Source organism: Micromonospora sp. NPDC051925 (genome assembly GCF_044548625.1).
In the GTDB taxonomy this organism is placed as follows: Bacteria; Actinomycetota; Actinomycetes; order Mycobacteriales; family Micromonosporaceae; genus Micromonospora.
In genome coordinates this window covers 79,091-96,119 of sequence record NZ_JBIUCH010000002.1, presented here as the reverse complement: position 1 = coordinate 96,119, position 17,029 = coordinate 79,091, and the positions used below count along the sequence as shown (strand labels likewise).

Below are 17,029 nucleotides of genomic sequence, written 5' to 3'. Positions count from 1 at the left end.
GGTCAGCCTCCGTTCCGGCGGGGATCGCGGTTGTCGTTGAAGCGCATGCCGGCGACCGTGGCTGCGAGGACCAGGGCGAGGATCGCCAGCGACGGGAAGAGCGTCTGCCACCAGGCGATCGCCACCACCCCGCTGCGCTGGGCGTTGAGCAGGATCCGCCCCCACGACCAGGCGTCCGGGTCGCCGAGACCGAGGAAGCTCAGCCCGGCCTCGGAGATGACCGCCCGGGAGGCGGTGAGCAGCACGCTGACCACCATCAGCGGGACGACCGCCGGCATGATCTCCCGGGTGACGATCCGCCAACCGGTGGCGCCGAGCACCCGGGCGCCGTCGATGTAGGGCATCGCCGTCACCACCAGCCCCTGGGAGCGGATCAGGCGGGCCACCTCGGGCCAGGCGAAGACGCCGATGATGACGGTCAGCGTCCAGACACTCGGGTTCACCACCGCTGCCAGCATGATCATCAGCGGCAGGGTGGGCAGCGCCAACATCACGTCGGTGATCACCGTGCCGACCGCGTCGACCGGCCGGAAGTACGCCGAGACCAGGCCGATCGCGGTGCCGAGCACCAGCGCGATCAACGAGGCCGCCACCCCGATCATCAGGCTGGTCCGGGTGCCCCAGACCACCTGGGCGAAGATGTCCTGCCCGAGGTCGTCGGTGCCGAACCAGTGCCGTCCCGACGGGGACTGGAGCACGTCGGCGCTGGTGCCGCCGGGTTCGTCGGCGATCAGCGGCGCGGCGACCGCGAGCACCACCATCACCACCAGGACGGCCACCGCGACCAGGGCGGAGGGTTGGCGCAGGTAGCTGCGCCAGGCCGGCCGGACGCCGACCTCCTGGACCGCCACGGTCTGCTCGGTCAACACCGGCGCGCTCACGGGGTTTGCCTTTCACTCGCGACTGCGGGGCTCCGCTGCGCTGCACTCCTCGCGCTCACAGCCGGATCCTGGGGTTGAGGACGGCGTAGAGCAGGTCGGTCAGCGAGTTGGCGATCACGACGGTGACGGCGAGCATGATGAACGCTCCTTGCAGCACGGGATAGTCGCGTTGCCCGACCGCCTCGAAGATCAGGCGGCCGACGCCGGGGTAGGCGAAGACGGTCTCGGTGAGCACGGCGCCGCCGACCAGGGTGCCGAGTTGCAGCCCCATCAGGGTCAGCGCCGGCAGGATCGCGTTGCGCAGGCCGTGCTTCCACACCCGGCGACGGGTGGCGAGGCCCCGGGCGCGGGCAGCCCGGATGTAGTCCTCACCGAGCACCTCGATCATGTTGGTACGCAGGGTCAACGCGTACGGACCGAGCTGCACCAGCACCAGCGAGAGCACCGGAAGCACCAGATGGTGGGCGAGGCTGGCGTAGGCCGCCGCGCCCCGGGTGTCCGGGTCGATCGCCCCGCCGATCGGGAACCAGCCGAGCCGGGCACCCAGGTAGACCAGCAGCAGCATCGCCACGCTGGGCACGAAGAGCGCGTGCCCGCCGATGCCGAGCACCTGGAGCACCTTGTCCGGCCAGCGGCCCCGGTGCACCGCCGCGTACACCCCGATCGGGATGCCGACCGCGATGGTGACCACGAACGCCGTACCGGCCAGCAGCAGCGTCCAGGGCAACCGCTCGACCAGGATGTCGGTGACCGGCTGGATCTGCCGGAACGAGATGCCGAAGTTGCCCTGCGTCAGTTCGCGCAGGTACGACACGTACTGCTCCCAGAGCGGCCGGTCCAGGCCGTACGTCTTGAGCAGGGCGGCCTGCATCTCCGGGGTCATGTCCCCCTCGACCATGAGGGTCGTGGGGTCCCCCGGCAGCAGCCGGAGCAGGAAGAACGTCGCGGTGATCGCGATCCAGATGGTCAGGACGGCCTTCACCGCCCGGCTGAGCACGAAGCGTGCCACGGGGGACCCCTCCCTTCTGCGTCGTCAGCCGGTCAGCTGGCCGGCTTGACCTGGGCCAGCGAGTAGGCGGTGACCATGCCGAGCAGGTCCGACGGCGAGGCGACGAAGCCGGTGAACTTGCTGGCGTTGTAGGCGAACTGGAAGTTCTCCACGTAGAGCGGAGTCAGGTACGCCTGCTCGTGCACCACCTTGTCGATGTTCTTGATCTTCTCGGCGAAGGCGTCCTTGTCGGTGGTGGCCGCCGCGTCGTTGATCAGTCCGTCCATCTCCGGGGACTTGAGCAGGTTGTAGTTGATCCCGCCCGGGTTGCTGGAGAGGTAGGTGCTGCGCAGCTGGTCCATCGGGTTGTCGAAGACACCCCACTGCGAGGCGTCGATGTCGTACTCGCCGTTCTTCGTGCGGGACAGGAACGTGTTCCGCTCCACGCACTCGTTCTCCAGCTTGATCCCGGCCTTGGCCGCGCTCTCCCGGAACAGCTGCACCACCCGGGTCAGGTTGGCGTTGGACTGGTCGCAGGCCACACCGAGGGTGAGGTTGTCGAACAGACCGTCGCCGTCACCGTCGCGGTAGCCGGCCGAGGCCAGCTTCGCCTTCGCCCCGGCCGGGTCGAACGGGTACGGCTGGACCTCAGGGTTGTCGTAGTCGGCGAAGATCGGCGAGATCGGGCCGGCCATCTGCTGGGCGTCACCCTGCAGCACCGAGGCGATGATCGCCTTGGTGTCGACCGCCATCGACAGCGCCTGCCGGACCTCCTGCTTCGCCAGGTCCTTGTTGTTCATGTTGTACGTCAGGTGGGCGAAGCCGAGCGCGCCGACCTTCTGCAACTTGATCTTGTCGTCGTTCTCGAAGGTCTTCGCCGCCGAGGCCGGCACGGGGGTGCCCATCAGGTCGATGTCGCCGTTGCGCAGCGCCAGCATCATCGTGTTGACGTCCGGGTAGATCCGGTACTCGACCTGACTCACCGCGGCCTTGCCCCCCGGCGCCAGCGGGTACTTCTCGTTGCGCTTCATCACGTAGCGCTGGCCCTTGGTGGCGCTGTCGAGCACGAACGGTCCGGCACCGACCCAGTCGGCGTCGTTGGCGAACTTCGACAGGTCGCCGGCTTTCTCGAAGACGTGCTTGGGCACGATCGACATCCAGAAGCCGACGCCCTCGGCGAACGGCGCGTACGGCTGGGAGAGCTTGAACTTCACCGTCGTGGCGTCCGGCGCCTCGACCGAGGTGACCCAGGTCAGCTTGGCGGCGACGTTGCCCAGCTTGTACTTCATGATCTGCTCGGCGCTGAACTTGACGTCCTCGGCCACGACCGGCTTGCCGTCGCTCCAGGTGAAGTCGTCGCGCAGGTGGAACACGGCGGTCTTGCCGCCGTCCTCGTAGCTGTAGTCCTTCGCCAGCTCCGGCGCCTTCTTGGCGTTCTCGTCGATCCGCAGCAGGTGCGGGTACATCGCGTTGAGGATCCAGGAGTCGGTCTTGCTCAACGACTGGAGCGGGTTGAAGTTGGAGACGTCGGTGGTGGTGCCGATCCGCAGCACCGTGCTGCCGCCGGCCTTGCCACCGGAGGAGTCGTCGTCGGACTCGTTGAGGCCACAGCCGGAGAGCACCAGCGCGGCGGCCGTGCCGATCGCGGCGGCGAACCGCCAGCGACCGGGACGGCGGTTGTTGGACGTGGTCACCAGACCTCCCGAAGAACGCGAATGATGTTGCCGCCGATGACCTTGGAGATCTCGTCATCGGAGTAGTCGTGCGAGACCAGCCAGCCGACGATGTTGCTGAAACACTCGGCCGGGTTCTCCATGCCGGAGACGTACGGCACCCGGGGGTGGTCCACCGCGCCGTGGGCCTGCCCGATCGCCAGGTGCTGGGTGAAACTGTCGTGCAGCCCGACGTGGTCACCGAAGTTGGTGTCCGGGCCGAACGCGACGTGGTCGATGCCGACCAGGTCGACGCAGTAGGTGAAGTGGTCCATCACCGACTCGATCGAGTGATGCGGATGCGCCGCCGACAACGTGGTGTGCGGCGCAGCCTCGATACCGATCACCCCACCCCGCTCCGCACACGCCCGGATCACCTCGTCCGACTTCATCCGCGGCGTGTCCCACACCGCCCGCGCCCCGGCATGGGTGATGAACACCGGCACCCGACTCGCCTCGACGACCTCCAACGACGTCCGGTCACCCGAATGCGACACGTCGATCGCAATCCCCAACTTGTTCATCCGGTCCACCGCCCGACGCCCAAAATGCGTCAACCCACCATCGACCCGCTCCGAAAGCCCGGAGCCGAGCATGTTCGCCTGGCTGTACGCGATGCCCATCTGCCGGACGCCGAAGCCGTAGAGGATGTCGATCCGGTCCAGCTCATTCTCGATCATCGTGGCCGCCTCGAGGCCGGCCACCAGGGCGATCTGGCCGTTGCGCTTGGCGGCGAGGATCTGCTCCAGCGTGGTGGCCAACACCACGTGGTCCTGCTTGGCGAGGTCGGCGAAGCGCAGGCCGATGTCGTAGATGACGTCGTCCCACTTCCAGGCGTGCTCGCTGGTCACGCAGCCGGTGCCGTTCATGAAGTTGTCGAAGACCGCGGTCATGCCGGATCGGGCCAGGCCCTCGAAGCCGAAGGCGTTGCGGCCGGTGCGGTTGTAGTCGCGCAGCTGCGAGACGTCCGCCGGCAGGATCTTCGGGTGTTCGTGCAGCGAGATGGCGATCTGCTCGCGCAGCAGCCGGGCGACCCGGTCGCGCTGGTCGTCGGTCAGGCCGAGATCGTGTGCCGGCACCCGGCCCAGCTGGGGCGCCAGGTCGAACACCTTGTAGTCGACCACTGGCTCCAGATAGTCGAAAGACCGGTACCCGTCGTAGCGGGGGGCAACTTCCTGCACCTGCGTACTCACCTCGCCATGGCTAGAGGCATGAGGATGGAGGTCTGACCTCCTGCCTCCCGGGAGGTTATGTGAGCGACAAACACCTTGGGAAGAGTTCGTTATCCGACCGTTACCCGGCCGCCCCTAATTAACCAACCGGCAACAAAGCCGCAGCTCAGCGTGGCACTGCCCGCCTCGCGGAGCCCGCCGTCGGCGGGCGTGCCCGGTCCGGGTTGCCCTGCTCTTCGCGGTGGCCCGCCGGTCAGCCGTGGGTGTTGCTCCGGCGCGAGTCGTTCGACCTCGCGCCGCCGGCGTCGACGGTCCACCTTCTCAGCAGCCACTCGACCGGGCCGGACGGGAAGCGGGTCAGCCAGGCCGCGCTGGCGACGACCTGCGCCGCGTAGATTCCGATCGCGATGAGCAGCACGGCCGGCGGTCCGACGGTTCCCGCGAGTCGCAGTCCCACCCCCGTGAAGAAGACGGCTTGCTCCCACCGCGTGGTCCCGGCGGGCGACGAACGGCACGGGAACGGCAGGATCGACACCCTCTCGGACGGATTTCTGGCGGCCAGCCCGACGTCGATGTCGTGGGCGGGTGACACCTTCAGCGGCCGGTAGGTGCCGCTCGCCGGCCTTCCCACACCGACCGGTGTCCGGATCGAGCCGACGGCGCTGCGCGAGGCCCCGATCGTCCGGATCGGGTGGCCGATCCCCAGCCACCCGGTGACCGCCTCCGCGGCGCACTCGGTAATATCGAACGGGCCTACGCGTCCGCAGCGCCCGTGAAAGTCAAGGCCACCGGGGAGGAGGCCCTGTTGCGGCAGGTGCTGGGGTGCCGGCTGCACACCGATCTGTCATTCGAGACGCGGTGAACGCGGGTCGGGGTGCTTCCGACGGGTCGACGGGCCCGACCGGACGGGTGCAGTTCGCAGACGTGGACATGCATGGGAACTTGCACAACGCACGCCTACTGACGCTCGCGGAGGCCGCGATCGACGACGCCCTGCTCGCGGCGGGGACAGACCTCGCGTACGACCCCGCTGCGGCCGAGAACGCCTTCCTCGTGAAGAGGACAGCCGTCGAGCACATCGCGCCGCTGCGCTACCGCGACTGGTACGCGTGCACCCTGCGCTCGGTCGACGTCGGCGTCGCGAGCGTCACCTTCGCCGTCGACATCCACCGGATCCGGCAGCACCGGGAACTGACCGCGTCGGCCACCGTCATGTGGGTACGCGTCAATCTCGCGTCGGAGTCGCCGGTCCGCATTCCACCGGACCTCGCCGAACAGTTGAAGAGCGCCGTTGCTACCACGAATCGTTGACCCCCCCACGATCCACCTCGACCACGTCACCGTCACGCGTGCCGGCAACGACGTGCTGCGCGACATCAGCCTTGAGCTGAACGAACAGCGCATAGCGATCATCGGACTGAACGGGTCGGGCAAGAGCACGCTTGTCCGGCTGCTCAACGCCCTGGTGCTGCCGACGGCGGGCGAGGTGCGTGTCGGCGACCTCGTGACGACGCGCGACGCGAAACGCATCCGCCGACAGGTCGGGTTCGTCTTCCAGAACCCGGAGAACCAGATCGTCATGCCGCTCGTCGCCGACGACATCGCGTTCGGCCTGAAGAACCTCGGGCTGCGCGGTGCCGAGCTGGGCGAACGCGTCGACGAGATCCTCGCGCGGCTCGGCGTGGCGCACCTGCGCCACCGTGAGTCGTACACGCTCAGCGGCGGCGAGAAGCAGCTGATCGCGCTCGCGTCGGTGCTGGTCATGGATCCGTCGACGATCGTCTTCGACGAGCCGACGACGATGCTCGACCTGCGGAACCGACGCCGGTTGCAGCAGCAGATCGACCGGCTCGACCAGCGGGCGATCGTCGTCACCCACGATCTGGACATGACGGCGGACTACGAGCGCACGATCGTCATCGACAACGGCACCATCGCCTTCGACGGCGTCCCCGCCGACGCAATCGCGTTCTACCAGGAGCTGTGCGGGTGACCGATCGACCCGACGCACTGCGCGTCACCGACAGCGGCCCGTCACGCGGCGTCCTCGCCGCGATCCCGCCGGGGTACAAGTTCGTGTTCCTCTTCCTGGCGGGCATCGGCGTGTACCTGATCTCCGATGTCGTCGTGCAGGTCGTCGTCTTCGTCGTCGCGGTACTCGCGGCAGCGCTCACCCGGGTTCCGGCGCTCCGTTTGCTCAAGACGATGTCCGGGCTGCTGATCATCGTCGGGTTCGTCTTCGTCACCACCGTCGTGCAGACCTCCTGGGCGGCGGCCACCACCGTGTGCCTGCGGCTGCTGACGCTGTGCCTGTTCGCGTACGCGGTCAGCCTCACGACCCGGTTCAGTGAGATGCTCGCCCTGTTCGAGGCGTTTCTCCGGCCGACCAGGCGGATCGGTCTGAACCCGGAGCAGATGAGCCTCGCGCTGTCGATGGCCGTGCGGTTCATCCCGGAGATCCGGACGAAGTACCTCGAGGTCCGGGAGGCGCAGTTCGCGCGCGGACTGCAGAACAATCCCGTGGCGGTGGTCGTGCCGCTCGTCGTACGCGCACTCGAGGCGGCGCAGGAGACCGCCGCGGCCATCGACGCGCGCTGCTACGACACCGAGCCGCTGGACCGCCAGCCCTCTGTCCGATGATCCAGCCACCCCGAAGGAGACCCATGGCCGCGACCCGGTCCGCCAGCACGCAGAACACCGTTCTCGTCGCCGTGTTCGCGGCGATCATCGCCGCGCTCGGCATCGTGCCACCGATCACGGTCGGCGTCCTCCCCGTACCGATCACGCTGCAGACCCTCGGGGTGATGCTCGCCGGCGCCCTCCTCGGTGCCTGGCGCGGCATGCTGTCCGCCCTGGTCTTCGTCGTCCTGGCGGTGGCCGGGCTGCCGATCCTCGCGGGCGGGCGGGGCGGGTTCGGGGTGTTCCTCGGTCCCACCGGTGGCTACCTCGTCGGGTTCATCTTCGGCGCGTTCGTGGTCGGGCTGCTCGTGCAGCGCTGGGCGATCAAGCGGGAGAACATCGTCCTGCGCCATCTCTGCGTGGGTGCCAGCACGATCGTCGGTGGCATCGGGGTCGTCTACGCCTTCGGCATTCCGTGGACCAGCCTCTCGGCGGGGCTGTCGCTCGGCACCTCGCTCAGCGGCTCGCTGGTGTTCCTGCCGGGTGATCTGCTCAAGGCGACCGTGGCCACCCTCGTCGCCGTCAGGATCCACGGGAGCTACAGCCGGCTGCTCGACGCCTGACCATGCCGCTCGACAACCGCCTCGCGCGGTGGGCGGCCGCCCGGCCGGATCACCTCGCCTTCGCCCTGGACGACGACCGGATGACGTACGCGGAGTTGTTCTCCTCCGCGACGGGCCTCGCGCGCACCATCCGGGAGCGGCGAACGGCGACCACCCGGTTCGGGCAGCGGTGGACCCAGCCGCTCGTGGCCATCAGCCTGCCCAACTCGGCGGCGTTCGTGCGCGCGTTCGTCGCCACGACCGTCGCCGGGGCCGTGGTGGCGGTGCTGGATCCGGCGTGGCCGCCCGCGCAGTCGGAGGCCGCGATCGCCCTGCTGCGCCCCGACGCGCTGATCACCGACGACCCGGAGGTCGCCCGGCGCGGCATCGCCAGGAGCGGGCGTACGACCCGGCTGGAACCGCAGGCCGACGCGACGGACCCACCCGGCCCCGGCTGGGCGGAATCCGACCCGGCGAGCCGGTTCCTCATCGGGTTCACGTCGGGTACCACGAGCCGGCCCAAGGCGTTCGTCCGGACCCGCCGGTCCTGGCTGGGCAGCCTCCAGCACAGCGAGGCGGTGTTCGCGGCGGACGAGCACTCGGTGACGCTCGCTCCCGGTCCACTCGCCCACGGGCTCAGCCTCTACGCGCTCGTCGAGTCGCTCTTCACCGGCGGCACCTTCGTCGCGCTCCCCCGGTTCGACACGCGCGGGGTCGCGGCTGCGGCGGACGGCGACCCACCCACCCGGTTCGTCGGCGTTCCGACGATGTACCAGCGCCTCCTCGACACGCCCCCGGCGGCGGACGCGCTGCGCACGGTCCGTACCTTCGTCTCCAGCGGCGCGAAGATGCCACCGGCGGTCCTGGCCCGGCTCTTCGAGGTCGCGCCGGAAGGCACCTTCCTGGAGTACTACGGGGCCTCCGAGCTGAGCTTCGTCTCGGTGAGCAGGTCCACGGCGGCGAGCGTCGGCAGCACGGCCACCTCGGACGTCACCGACGTCGGCACGCCCTTCCCCAGCGTCGAGGTGCAGGTGCGCGACGCATCCGGCGTCGCCCTGCCGGACGGACGGTCGGGCCTCGTGTACGTGCGGAGCCCGCTGGTCAGCGACGGATACCTCACCGAGGAACAGTCCGGCTTCCGGCGCGCCGGGCAGTGGTGCACCGTCGGCGACTACGGTCACCTCGACGGCGGGCGGTTGCACATCCTGGGCCGCGAGGGCGACATGGTGATCGTCGGCGGCAACAACATCTACCCCTCCGAGGTCGAAGCGGCGCTCCGGTCGTTCGGCCGGATCACGGACGCGTACGTCATCGCCGTCGACGACCCGCAGCGCGGCACGAAGCTCGTCGCGGTCGTGTCGGCGGCCGACGCGGCCACGATCGATGTCGCGGATCTGCGTGCGCACCTCGCCGCCCGCCTCCCGAGGTACAAACTGCCCCGTGCGCTCGTGGCGGTCCCGCGGTGGCCGATGACCAACAGTGGCAAGGTCGACAAGGAGGCGCTGAGAGCCGCCTACCTCGCCGCCACCCCGGACATACGGGAGCTGCCGTGGAACTGACCGAAGCGGTGCTGATCGCGGCCCGCCGCACCCCTGTCGGGCGGGCCGGCGGCGCGTTCGACGGCGTCCCGGCGGAGCGGCTGCTCTCCGCCGTCATCCGGGCCGCCCTGCGGGACGCGCGGCTCGAACCGCACCAGGTCGAGCACGTCATCATCGGCAACGCGGCAGGTCCGGGCGGCAACGTCGCACGGGTGGGCGCGCTGGCCGCCGGCCTGCCCAGCACGGTCCCCGCCACCTCGATCGACCAGCAGTGCTCCTCCGCCCTCGAGGCCGTCAACTTCGCGGCCCGCCTGGTCCAGACCGGCGCCGCCCGGGTCGTCGTCGCGGGCGGCGTGGAGAGCGTCAGCACCGCGCCCTGGCGGCAGAGCCGCCCCCGCAGCCGGCTCGAGGTGCCACGCCTCTACACCCGGGCCCGGTTCACGCCCGAGGGCATGGACGACCCGGAGATGGGCGTCGCGGCCGAGACCCTCGCGCAGCGGTACCACGTGAGCCGCGAGCGGCAGGACCGGTTCGCCGCCGAGAGCCACCGCCGGGCGATCCGGGCCCAGGAGCGCGGCATCTTCGCCGCGGAGATCGCGCCCCTGGCCGGCGTGGCGGCCGAGGTCTCCGTCGACGAGTGCCCCCGGCCGGGAATGACCGCCGAACGGCTGGCCCGGCTGAAGCCGGCGTTCGTGCCCGGCGGCACGGTCACCCCCGGCAACTGCTGCCCGCTGAACGACGGTGCGAGCACGGTCGTCGTCACCTCGGCCGACGTCGCCCGGACCCTCGGTCACGAGCACGCGCTCGCCTTCGTCGACAGCGGCGTCGGTGCCGTGGACCCGGTCGAACTTGGGCTCGCGGCCGTTCCGGCCTGCGCGAACCTGCTGGGACGACACCCCGGGCTGAGTCTGGCGGACATCGACGTCATCGAGTTCAACGAGGCGTTCGCCGCCCAGACGCTCGCCTGTCTCGACCAGCTCAGGGTGGATCCGGCCCGGGTGAACCGCGACGGCGGCGCGATCGCGATCGGTCACCCCTACGGAGCCAGCGGGGCGATTCTCACCACCCGCATCTTCACCCAGCTCGTCCGCACCGGGAACCCCCGTGCCGGGCGGCTCGGACTCGCGCTCATGGCCGCCGCGGGCGGGGTGGGAGCCGCCACCCTCTACCGGGCGGTCCGGCTGACCGGTCCCGGCTGACCGCTGCTCGAGATGCGACAATCGCCATCCGCGGGATCACTCCGCCGACGCCACCTGTACCCCGAGGACCCCACATGCTCAGAGCGCTGGCGGTGAGATCCGGCCGGGCGTCCTCCGTCGTCGAACTCGTCGACGCGACGCCGGCGTCGATGGCTCCGGGCGACGTGACGGTGCGGATGCTGACCACGACCGTGAACCCGTCCGACCTCATCACGATCTCGGGGGCGTACGCGTCCCGGACCACCTTCCCCTTCGTGCCCGGGTTCGAGGGTGCGGGCGAGATCGTCGCCGCCGCGCCGGACGTGGACCGCAGCCTCGTCGGGCAACGCGTCGTCCCGATCGGTGGCGCCGGGAACTGGCAGGAGTACCGGACCGTGCCCGCATCCTGGTGTTTCCCGATCCCCCCGGACATCCCGGACGCGGCGGCGACGTTCGCGTACATCAATCCGGTCACCGCCCTGCTCATGGTCGATTCACACGTGCCCGACGGGGCCCGCGCGGTGGTGATCACCGCCGCGGGATCGGCGATCGGCGGCCACCTGGCGGACCTGCTTCGGGCGCGGGGCGTCGCCGCCATCGGCCTGACCACGGGGCGCGCAGGCCGGTCCCCGGCCGACTCCGGCCGGTTCACGGCGATCGTGGACCGCCGCGACGAGGGCTGGCGCGATGCGCTCGGCGCGGCGGCGGGCGGCCCGGTCGACGTCGTCTTCGACTGCGTCGGCGGCCCGGATGGACCGCTACTGATGTCGCTGCTGCGCGACGGCGGAGAACTCGTGCACTTCGGCCTGTTGTCCGGCACGCCTCTCGCCATTGCCGCGCAGGATCGGCACGCCGGCCAGGCGGTGCGCTTCTTCCGGCTGCGCGACCGGGTGTACGCCATGCGCCGGTCCGAGATCGAGGACGCCTTCGCCCGGGTCTTCACCCAGCTGAGGGCTGACCGGCTCGGCACGCCGATCGCGGCGGAGTTCACCCTCGACGATCTCGGCGGCGCGTTGCGACGGGCGGAGACGACACCGGGAAAGGTCCTCATCCGGATCGGCCGGTAGCTCGGTGCCGGACTCGACCGGCCGGTGAGATCGCAATTGGGGGCGTCGACCGGACACCGCCCACCGCAGCGGAGCGTTGGTGTTGCGCTCGGCCTCACCGGCCGACACCGCCCGCGATGGATCCGTCGGCGAACATCCACGACCAGGTGAGCCCGTGAACCGGTAGTTAACATGGCTGCCGGCGACATGGTGGTCCGCTCGGAGGGGAGACGGCGCTGAGGGCGAAACATCAGGCGGAGGAGCCGGACCTCCCATTCCCTGTCACACCCCTGCGGTTCCTGCCCGGCGAATGGCGCGTACACCGGACGATCTTCGACCACCGGGCCCACCAGGACGGCGTGTTCACCGGACGGGCAGTGTTCTCTCCCGGCCCACCCGGTGAACTGTGGTACGCCGAGCAGGGCGAGGTGGCCATCGGCACGTACCGCGGCCCGGCCAGCCGCAGGCTGATCTACCGTGATCGTGGCGGACCAGCCATGGACGTGCACTTCGCCGACGGTCGGCCCTTCTACCGCTTGGACCTGCGCGACGGGCAGTGGAGCGCAAGCCACCTCTGCAACGCCGACACGTACCGGGTAGCCGGACGGCTCCTGCACGCTGACGCCTTCACCGAACAATGGCATGTCGAGGGCCCGACGAAGGAATACGACCTCGACACGACGTACACCCGACCCACCACGTCGTGACCGATCCGGTCGGTCCTGACCCGGCCCCGGGTGCTCCCGGAATCAACGTCGACGTGATCACGTCACCGGCCGCCCCAGCTCCCCCAGCTCCTCCTCCAGCCTGGCCAGCAACTGGTGCCGGATGCGGGTGGTCGAGGTGACCAGCCAGGTGGCGCCGGCCTCGCGTAGCGCCGCCATCGCGCCCTCGATCACCGCCGGATGGTGGTTGAGCCCGAGGTAGGCGCAGGAACACATGTTGACGAACTCGCGGCCGGTCGCCCGGTCGACGAGCCGGTTGTTCGCCTCGCCAGTGGGGGTGTCGACCCTGATCCCGGTCAACCCGTGGTCGGCCGCTGCCTGCCAGACCGGGTCGGCGGTCCGGATCGTTACGACAGTTGCTGGCGCACCCGGCGGGTCTGTCCGACACCTGGTACCGCGGCTATGCCGCGGATCGTGCCCCGTCGCTGTTGGAGGTCCTGGCAGGCACCGGCTCGACGACCACCCCACCGGTTCGGTCGACCATGCTGCCGGGTAGTCGTTTCCGGTACTCGGGCAGCCACTACTCCGTACTCCAGCAGCTGGTGGAGGACGCGACCGGCACCCCGTTCGAGGCCCTCATGCGAACTCTGGTGCTGGCACCGGTTGCCATGGCCGACAGCAGCTTCGACCAGCAGTTTCCGCATCAGCGAGGGCCCCTGGTCGCGCGGGGCCATCACACCGGACCCATCTCCTGGAGCTGCGACAGGAAGGAGTCACGCAGACCGCGACACCCGCCGGGCAGCGCGAACCCACGACCGCACGGCGGCCTCGGCCCTGAGCGCGGTCAGCCCCCGGCGGTGACCGCGGTGGCGGTGACCGTGCCGTCGGTCGCCGAGCCGCCCTGCACGGTGACGCTCTGCCCGGCCTTGAGCGCGCTCAGCTTGCTGGGCTTGGCGGTACGGACCATGGTGGCGTCGGTGGTGCGCACGGTGATCAGGGTGCCGTCGGCGGTCTCCACGTAGAGCGTGTCGCCGTCGACCAGCTTCACCTTCCCGCTGGTCGTCGCCGACGCGGTCGCACCACCGGGCGCTCCCCCGCCGCCCGGCCCGGTGCCGCTCTGGCCACGCCCGGCGGCGCCGGGGAAGGCGGTGGGCACACCACCCGGGAACCCGGCCCGCCCCGACCCGGCGGTGCTCGACTCCTCACCCCACCGCTGCTGCACGTGAACCCCGCCCAGGAAACCGGCCAGCACCAGCACCAGCGCGCCGAGTGCCAGGGTTGTCCGGTTCCACCACCGGCGGGGCGCCGCTGCGGCGAGCGCGGCGGTCAGATCACGGTCCGGAGCCCCCGCCGGAGCCGGTGGTTGGTCGTCGACCCGGTCGAAGACGACGGTGTCGCTGCTGTCCATGTCGGTTCCTCGCATGTCGGCCTACTCGTAGCGCAGGGCGTCGATGGGGCGCAACCGGGCCGCGCGGGCCGCCGGAAGTCCGCCGAAGAACAGGCCGATCGCGACCGAGACCCCGAGGGCCAGCCCCACCGAGCTGGGCACGATCACCGGGTGGACCCCGACGATGGTGAACCGGGCGCCGATCAGCGCCGCCGCCACCCCGAGCGCCCCACCGAGCAGGCTCAGCAGGGTCGCCTCCACCAGGAACTGGGTCAGCACCGTACGCCGACGCGCGCCGAGCGCCTTGCGGATGCCGATCTCCCGGGTCCGTTCGGTCACCGTCACCAACATGATGTTGGTGATGCCGATGCCGCCGACCAGCAGGCTGATCGCGGCCACCGCGCCCAGCAGCACGGTGAACGTGTCGGCCGTCTCGGACTGGGTCTGCAACAGCTGCGCGGCGTTCTGGATCCGGTACGGGGTGCTGCCCGAGGTGGACGTCGGCAGGCGCTGGGCGAGCACGGTGGAGATCTGCTCCTGCGCCGCCGACACCCGGCTCGGATCGCTCGCCTCCACCATGATCGAACTCAGCGACCCGTACCCGGTGAGCACCTCGCGCACCGCCCGCAGCGGAGCGATCGCGGTGTCGTTGGCGTCCTGGAAGCCGGTCGAGGACTTCTCCGCCAGCACCCCGACCACGGTGAACAGCGCACCGCCCGCCGTGACCTGCCGGCCCACCGGGTCCACCCCGGCGAACAGTTCGTCGGCCACGGTCCGACCGAGGACCACCACCCGACGGCCCTGCGCCTCGTCGTCGGCGCTGAACGCCGTGCCACTGGCCAGTGGCGAGTTGGACGCGGTGAACCAGCTCGGCCGGGTGCCCACGAACTGCGACACCTCGTGGTCGGTCCCCTCGAAGGTCAGCGTGGCGCTCGTGGTGGCCAGCGGGGAGACCGACCGTACGTCGGGCGCGAGCACCGGGTCGGCGAGCGCGCCGGCGACCTCGAGGGTCAGCCCACCAGCGCTGCCGCCCCGGTTGGTGCCGGTGACGGTCAGCGTGTTGGTGCCCAGCGCCTCGATCCGGTCGTTGACCGCCTGGGCAGACCCGTTGCCGACCGCTACCAGCAGGATCACCGCGGCGACACCGATCAGGATGCCGAGCATGGTCAGCGCCGAGCGCAGCTTGTTGGCGGCCACGCCACGCAGCGCGAACCGGACGGTCTCGGTGAGGTTCATCGGCCCGACCCCGCCACCGCGTGCCGCCCGCCCTGCCGGACGTCCGAGCGGACCTGACCGTCGAGCAGCCGGATCAGACGCCCGGCCCGAGCGCCCACCTCCGGCTCGTGGGTGATCAGCACGATGGTCCGCCCGGCCGCGTGGAGCTGGTCGAAGACGGCCAGGATGTCGTCGGTGGACTTGCTGTCCAGGTTGCCGGTCGGCTCGTCGGCGAGCACCAGCGCCGGCTCGGTGACCAGCGCCCGGGCCACCGCGACCCGCTGCTGCTGACCACCGGAGAGCTGGTTGGGCTGGTGGTCGGCGCGATCGGCCAGCCCCACGGCGTCCAGCGCGGCGAGCGCCCGCTTCCGCCGCTGGCCGGCCCGTACCCCGGCGTACGCCAGCGGCAACTCGACGTTGGCCAGCGCACTGGTCCGGGGGATCAGGTTGAACGCCTGGAAGACGAAGCCGATGAGGCGGTTGCGGACCAGGGCGAGCTGACGGTCGGCGAGGCTGCCCACGTCCACCCCGTCCAGCAGGTACTGCCCGCCGGAGGGCACATCGAGGCAGCCGAGGATGTTCATCAGGGTCGACTTGCCCGATCCGGAGGAACCCATGATGGCCACGTAGTCACCGGCGGTGACGGCCAGCGAGATCCCGCGCAGGGCGTGCACCGCGGCCGGGCCCTCGCCGTACACCTTGGTCAGCATGCGGACGTCCAGGACCGGCCGGCGTGCGTTTCCCGGTGTCATCAACGGGTTCCGTTCCCGCCCCGGGCGCCGCCGCCGGGGCCGCCGCCCCCGCCGGGTAGGCCACCGCCCGGGAAGCCACCGCCGCCCGACAGGCCACCCCCACCGGGGAATCCGCCGCCGGTGTTGCCCGTCGTGCCGCTGCTCTGCGGCAGCACCACCCGCTCCCCCTCGGTCAGCCCCGAGGTGACCTCGTACGCCTGGTCGCCGGCGAGACCCACGGTGACCCGCCGGTTCTCCTGCCCCGTGTCGGTGACCACCGTGACGGTGCGTCGGTCGCCGCTGCCGCTGACCGCCGCCGAGCTGACCGTCAGGACGTCCGCGGCCGTGCCGGTGACCACGGAGACCCGTACGGTCTGCCCCGGCTTGGCGCCGGTCGGCAGCTCGTCGACGCTGACCGTGACTCCGTAGGTGACCACGTTGTTGGTGGTGGTGGCCTGCGGATCGACCGCGACGACCTTCCCGCCGGCCTGGGCGCCCTGCAACGCGTTCCACGTGATGGTGGCTGCCTGGCCGTCCTTGAGCCGGGTCGCGTCCGCCTCGGCGAAGCCGGCGGTGACCTGGAGCTTCGTCAGGTCGGCCAGCTCGACGAACCCGCTGGAGGAGGTGGATCCGGAGCTGGTGGCGCCGGTCGAACCGCTGCCACCCTGCTGCCCGGCGGAGGAGCCGCCGGTCGAGCCGCCGCCGGTGGCCGACCCGCCGGAGGAACTGCCCACGGTGCCGTTGACCGCGACGACCGTGCCGGCCATCGGCGCGGTCAGCCGGGCGCCGCTCACCGCGGCCTTGGCCTCGGACACCGCCAGCTCGGCCTGCGTGACCGAGGTCTGGGCCGACGAGGTGTCCGAACCTGCCTCCTCGGCGCGGTCCAGGGCGTCCTGCGCGGCGGTCAGGTCCGCCTTCGCCACGTCGAGGTCGCGTTGCGCGTCGGCCGGGTCGACGGTGGCCAGCAGTTGGCCCTTCTTCACCCGGTCGCCGACCTGCACGGCGATGGCGGTGACGGTGCCGGCGGTGGCGAAGCTGGCGGTGGCCGTCGAGGCGCTGCGCACCGAGCCGTCGGCGGTGACGGTGGCGGTCACGGTGCCCCTGGACACACTGACGGTCCGGGTGCCGGTGGGCGTGGCATCCGCCGCCGAATCGCCGCGCACCGACAGCCACGCCCAGCAGCCGCCGCCGGCCAGCAGCAGGACCAGGGTGGCGTTGACCGCGGCGGGGGGCCGACGCAGGACGTCCGGCAGGCGCACTCGCATGCCGGTCAGCTTCGTCGGGCCGGCTGGGAG

General features: G+C 70.8%; 17 protein-coding genes and 2 pseudogenes. 9 read left to right on the top strand and 10 right to left on the bottom strand.

The window, feature by feature from the left end:
• Nucleotides 1–2: 2 nt before the first annotated feature.
• From ACIG87_RS03370 to ACIG87_RS03350, 5 genes are all read right to left on the bottom strand, one after another.
• Nucleotides 3–881, bottom strand: coding sequence for an ABC transporter permease (locus tag ACIG87_RS03370; RefSeq protein WP_396847744.1), 879 nt, complete (start codon nucleotides 879–881; stop codon nucleotides 3–5).
• Nucleotides 882–936: 55 nt separating this feature from the next.
• Nucleotides 937–1,890: an ABC transporter permease gene (locus ACIG87_RS03365; protein WP_328345372.1), complete on the bottom strand. Its 954-nt coding sequence runs from the start codon at nucleotides 1,888–1,890 to the stop codon at nucleotides 937–939.
• A gap of 32 nt (nucleotides 1,891–1,922) precedes the next feature.
• Nucleotides 1,923–3,563, bottom strand: coding sequence for an ABC transporter substrate-binding protein (locus ACIG87_RS03360; protein WP_396847742.1), 1,641 nt, complete (start codon nucleotides 3,561–3,563; stop codon nucleotides 1,923–1,925).
• Complete coding sequence (locus ACIG87_RS03355; protein ID WP_396847740.1) at nucleotides 3,560–4,774, bottom strand: dipeptidase; 1,215 nt, start codon at nucleotides 4,772–4,774, stop codon at nucleotides 3,560–3,562. The genes ACIG87_RS03360 and ACIG87_RS03355 overlap by 4 nt, the downstream gene beginning before the upstream one ends.
• Nucleotides 4,775–5,006: 232 nt before the next feature.
• A complete protein-coding gene (locus ACIG87_RS03350; RefSeq protein ID WP_396847739.1) occupies nucleotides 5,007–5,588 on the bottom strand; it encodes a DUF418 domain-containing protein in 582 nt (193 codons plus the stop codon).
• Here ACIG87_RS03350 and ACIG87_RS03345 point away from each other — a divergent pair.
• The 8 genes from ACIG87_RS03345 (at nucleotide 5,576) to ACIG87_RS03310 (ending at nucleotide 12,443) form a co-directional block, all read left to right on the top strand.
• Complete coding sequence (locus ACIG87_RS03345) at nucleotides 5,576–6,064, top strand: acyl-CoA thioesterase (protein WP_396847737.1); 489 nt, start codon at nucleotides 5,576–5,578, stop codon at nucleotides 6,062–6,064. The two genes, ACIG87_RS03350 and ACIG87_RS03345, sit on opposite strands and share 13 nt — an antisense overlap.
• Before the next feature lie 52 nt (nucleotides 6,065–6,116).
• Nucleotides 6,117–6,746, top strand: coding sequence for an energy-coupling factor ABC transporter ATP-binding protein (locus tag ACIG87_RS03340; protein WP_396847735.1), 630 nt, complete (start codon nucleotides 6,117–6,119; stop codon nucleotides 6,744–6,746).
• The gene (locus ACIG87_RS03335) at nucleotides 6,743–7,393 is read left to right on the top strand and encodes an energy-coupling factor transporter transmembrane component T family protein (RefSeq protein ID WP_396847734.1); all 651 of its coding nucleotides are present in this window, start codon (nucleotides 6,743–6,745) and stop codon (nucleotides 7,391–7,393) included. The genes ACIG87_RS03340 and ACIG87_RS03335 overlap by 4 nt, the downstream gene beginning before the upstream one ends.
• A gap of 23 nt (nucleotides 7,394–7,416) precedes the next feature.
• Nucleotides 7,417–7,995 (top strand): biotin transporter BioY, encoded by a 579-nt coding sequence (locus tag ACIG87_RS03330; RefSeq protein ID WP_396847732.1) that lies wholly within the window; start codon nucleotides 7,417–7,419, stop codon nucleotides 7,993–7,995.
• Between the two features lie 2 nt (nucleotides 7,996–7,997).
• Nucleotides 7,998–9,533: a class I adenylate-forming enzyme family protein gene (locus tag ACIG87_RS03325; RefSeq protein ID WP_396847730.1), complete on the top strand. Its 1,536-nt coding sequence runs from the start codon at nucleotides 7,998–8,000 to the stop codon at nucleotides 9,531–9,533.
• Nucleotides 9,524–10,711 (top strand): thiolase family protein, encoded by a 1,188-nt coding sequence (locus ACIG87_RS03320; protein ID WP_396847729.1) that lies wholly within the window; start codon nucleotides 9,524–9,526, stop codon nucleotides 10,709–10,711. The genes ACIG87_RS03325 and ACIG87_RS03320 overlap by 10 nt, the downstream gene beginning before the upstream one ends.
• 74 nt (nucleotides 10,712–10,785) lie before the next feature.
• The gene (locus ACIG87_RS03315; RefSeq protein ID WP_396847727.1) at nucleotides 10,786–11,757 is read left to right on the top strand and encodes a zinc-dependent alcohol dehydrogenase family protein; all 972 of its coding nucleotides are present in this window, start codon (nucleotides 10,786–10,788) and stop codon (nucleotides 11,755–11,757) included.
• A gap of 215 nt (nucleotides 11,758–11,972) precedes the next feature.
• Nucleotides 11,973–12,443 carry a DUF6314 family protein gene (locus tag ACIG87_RS03310; RefSeq protein WP_396848174.1) on the top strand — a complete coding sequence of 157 codons (471 nt, stop codon included), beginning with the start codon at nucleotides 11,973–11,975 and terminating at the stop codon, nucleotides 12,441–12,443.
• 75 nt (nucleotides 12,444–12,518) lie between these two features.
• Here the strand turns inward: ACIG87_RS03310 and ACIG87_RS03305 are convergent.
• Nucleotides 12,519–12,806: pseudogene (locus tag ACIG87_RS03305) on the bottom strand (2-amino-3-ketobutyrate CoA ligase); the annotation flags it as partial.
• Nucleotides 12,807–12,817: 11 nt separating this feature from the next.
• On the opposite strand from ACIG87_RS03305, the pseudogene ACIG87_RS03300 reads away from it, so the two are divergent.
• Nucleotides 12,818–13,066, top strand: a pseudogene (locus tag ACIG87_RS03300) (serine hydrolase); the annotation flags it as partial.
• Between the two features lie 179 nt (nucleotides 13,067–13,245).
• Here the strand turns inward: ACIG87_RS03300 and ACIG87_RS03295 are convergent.
• Genes ACIG87_RS03295 through ACIG87_RS03280 form a run of 4 tightly spaced genes read right to left on the bottom strand, consistent with a single transcriptional unit; the run spans nucleotide 13,246 to nucleotide 16,999 of the window.
• Complete coding sequence (locus ACIG87_RS03295; protein WP_396847725.1) at nucleotides 13,246–13,809, bottom strand: hypothetical protein; 564 nt, start codon at nucleotides 13,807–13,809, stop codon at nucleotides 13,246–13,248.
• Between the two features lie 21 nt (nucleotides 13,810–13,830).
• A complete protein-coding gene (locus tag ACIG87_RS03290; protein ID WP_396847724.1) occupies nucleotides 13,831–15,024 on the bottom strand; it encodes an ABC transporter permease in 1,194 nt (397 codons plus the stop codon).
• Nucleotides 15,021–15,755, bottom strand: coding sequence for an ABC transporter ATP-binding protein (locus tag ACIG87_RS03285; RefSeq protein WP_396847722.1), 735 nt, complete (start codon nucleotides 15,753–15,755; stop codon nucleotides 15,021–15,023). The genes ACIG87_RS03290 and ACIG87_RS03285 overlap by 4 nt, the downstream gene beginning before the upstream one ends.
• Entirely contained in the window at nucleotides 15,755–16,999 is a 1,245-nt protein-coding gene (locus ACIG87_RS03280) for an efflux RND transporter periplasmic adaptor subunit (RefSeq protein ID WP_396847720.1), read from the bottom strand. Before ACIG87_RS03280 ends, ACIG87_RS03285 begins: the two co-directional genes overlap by 1 nt.
• Nucleotides 17,000–17,029 lie beyond the last annotated feature (30 nt).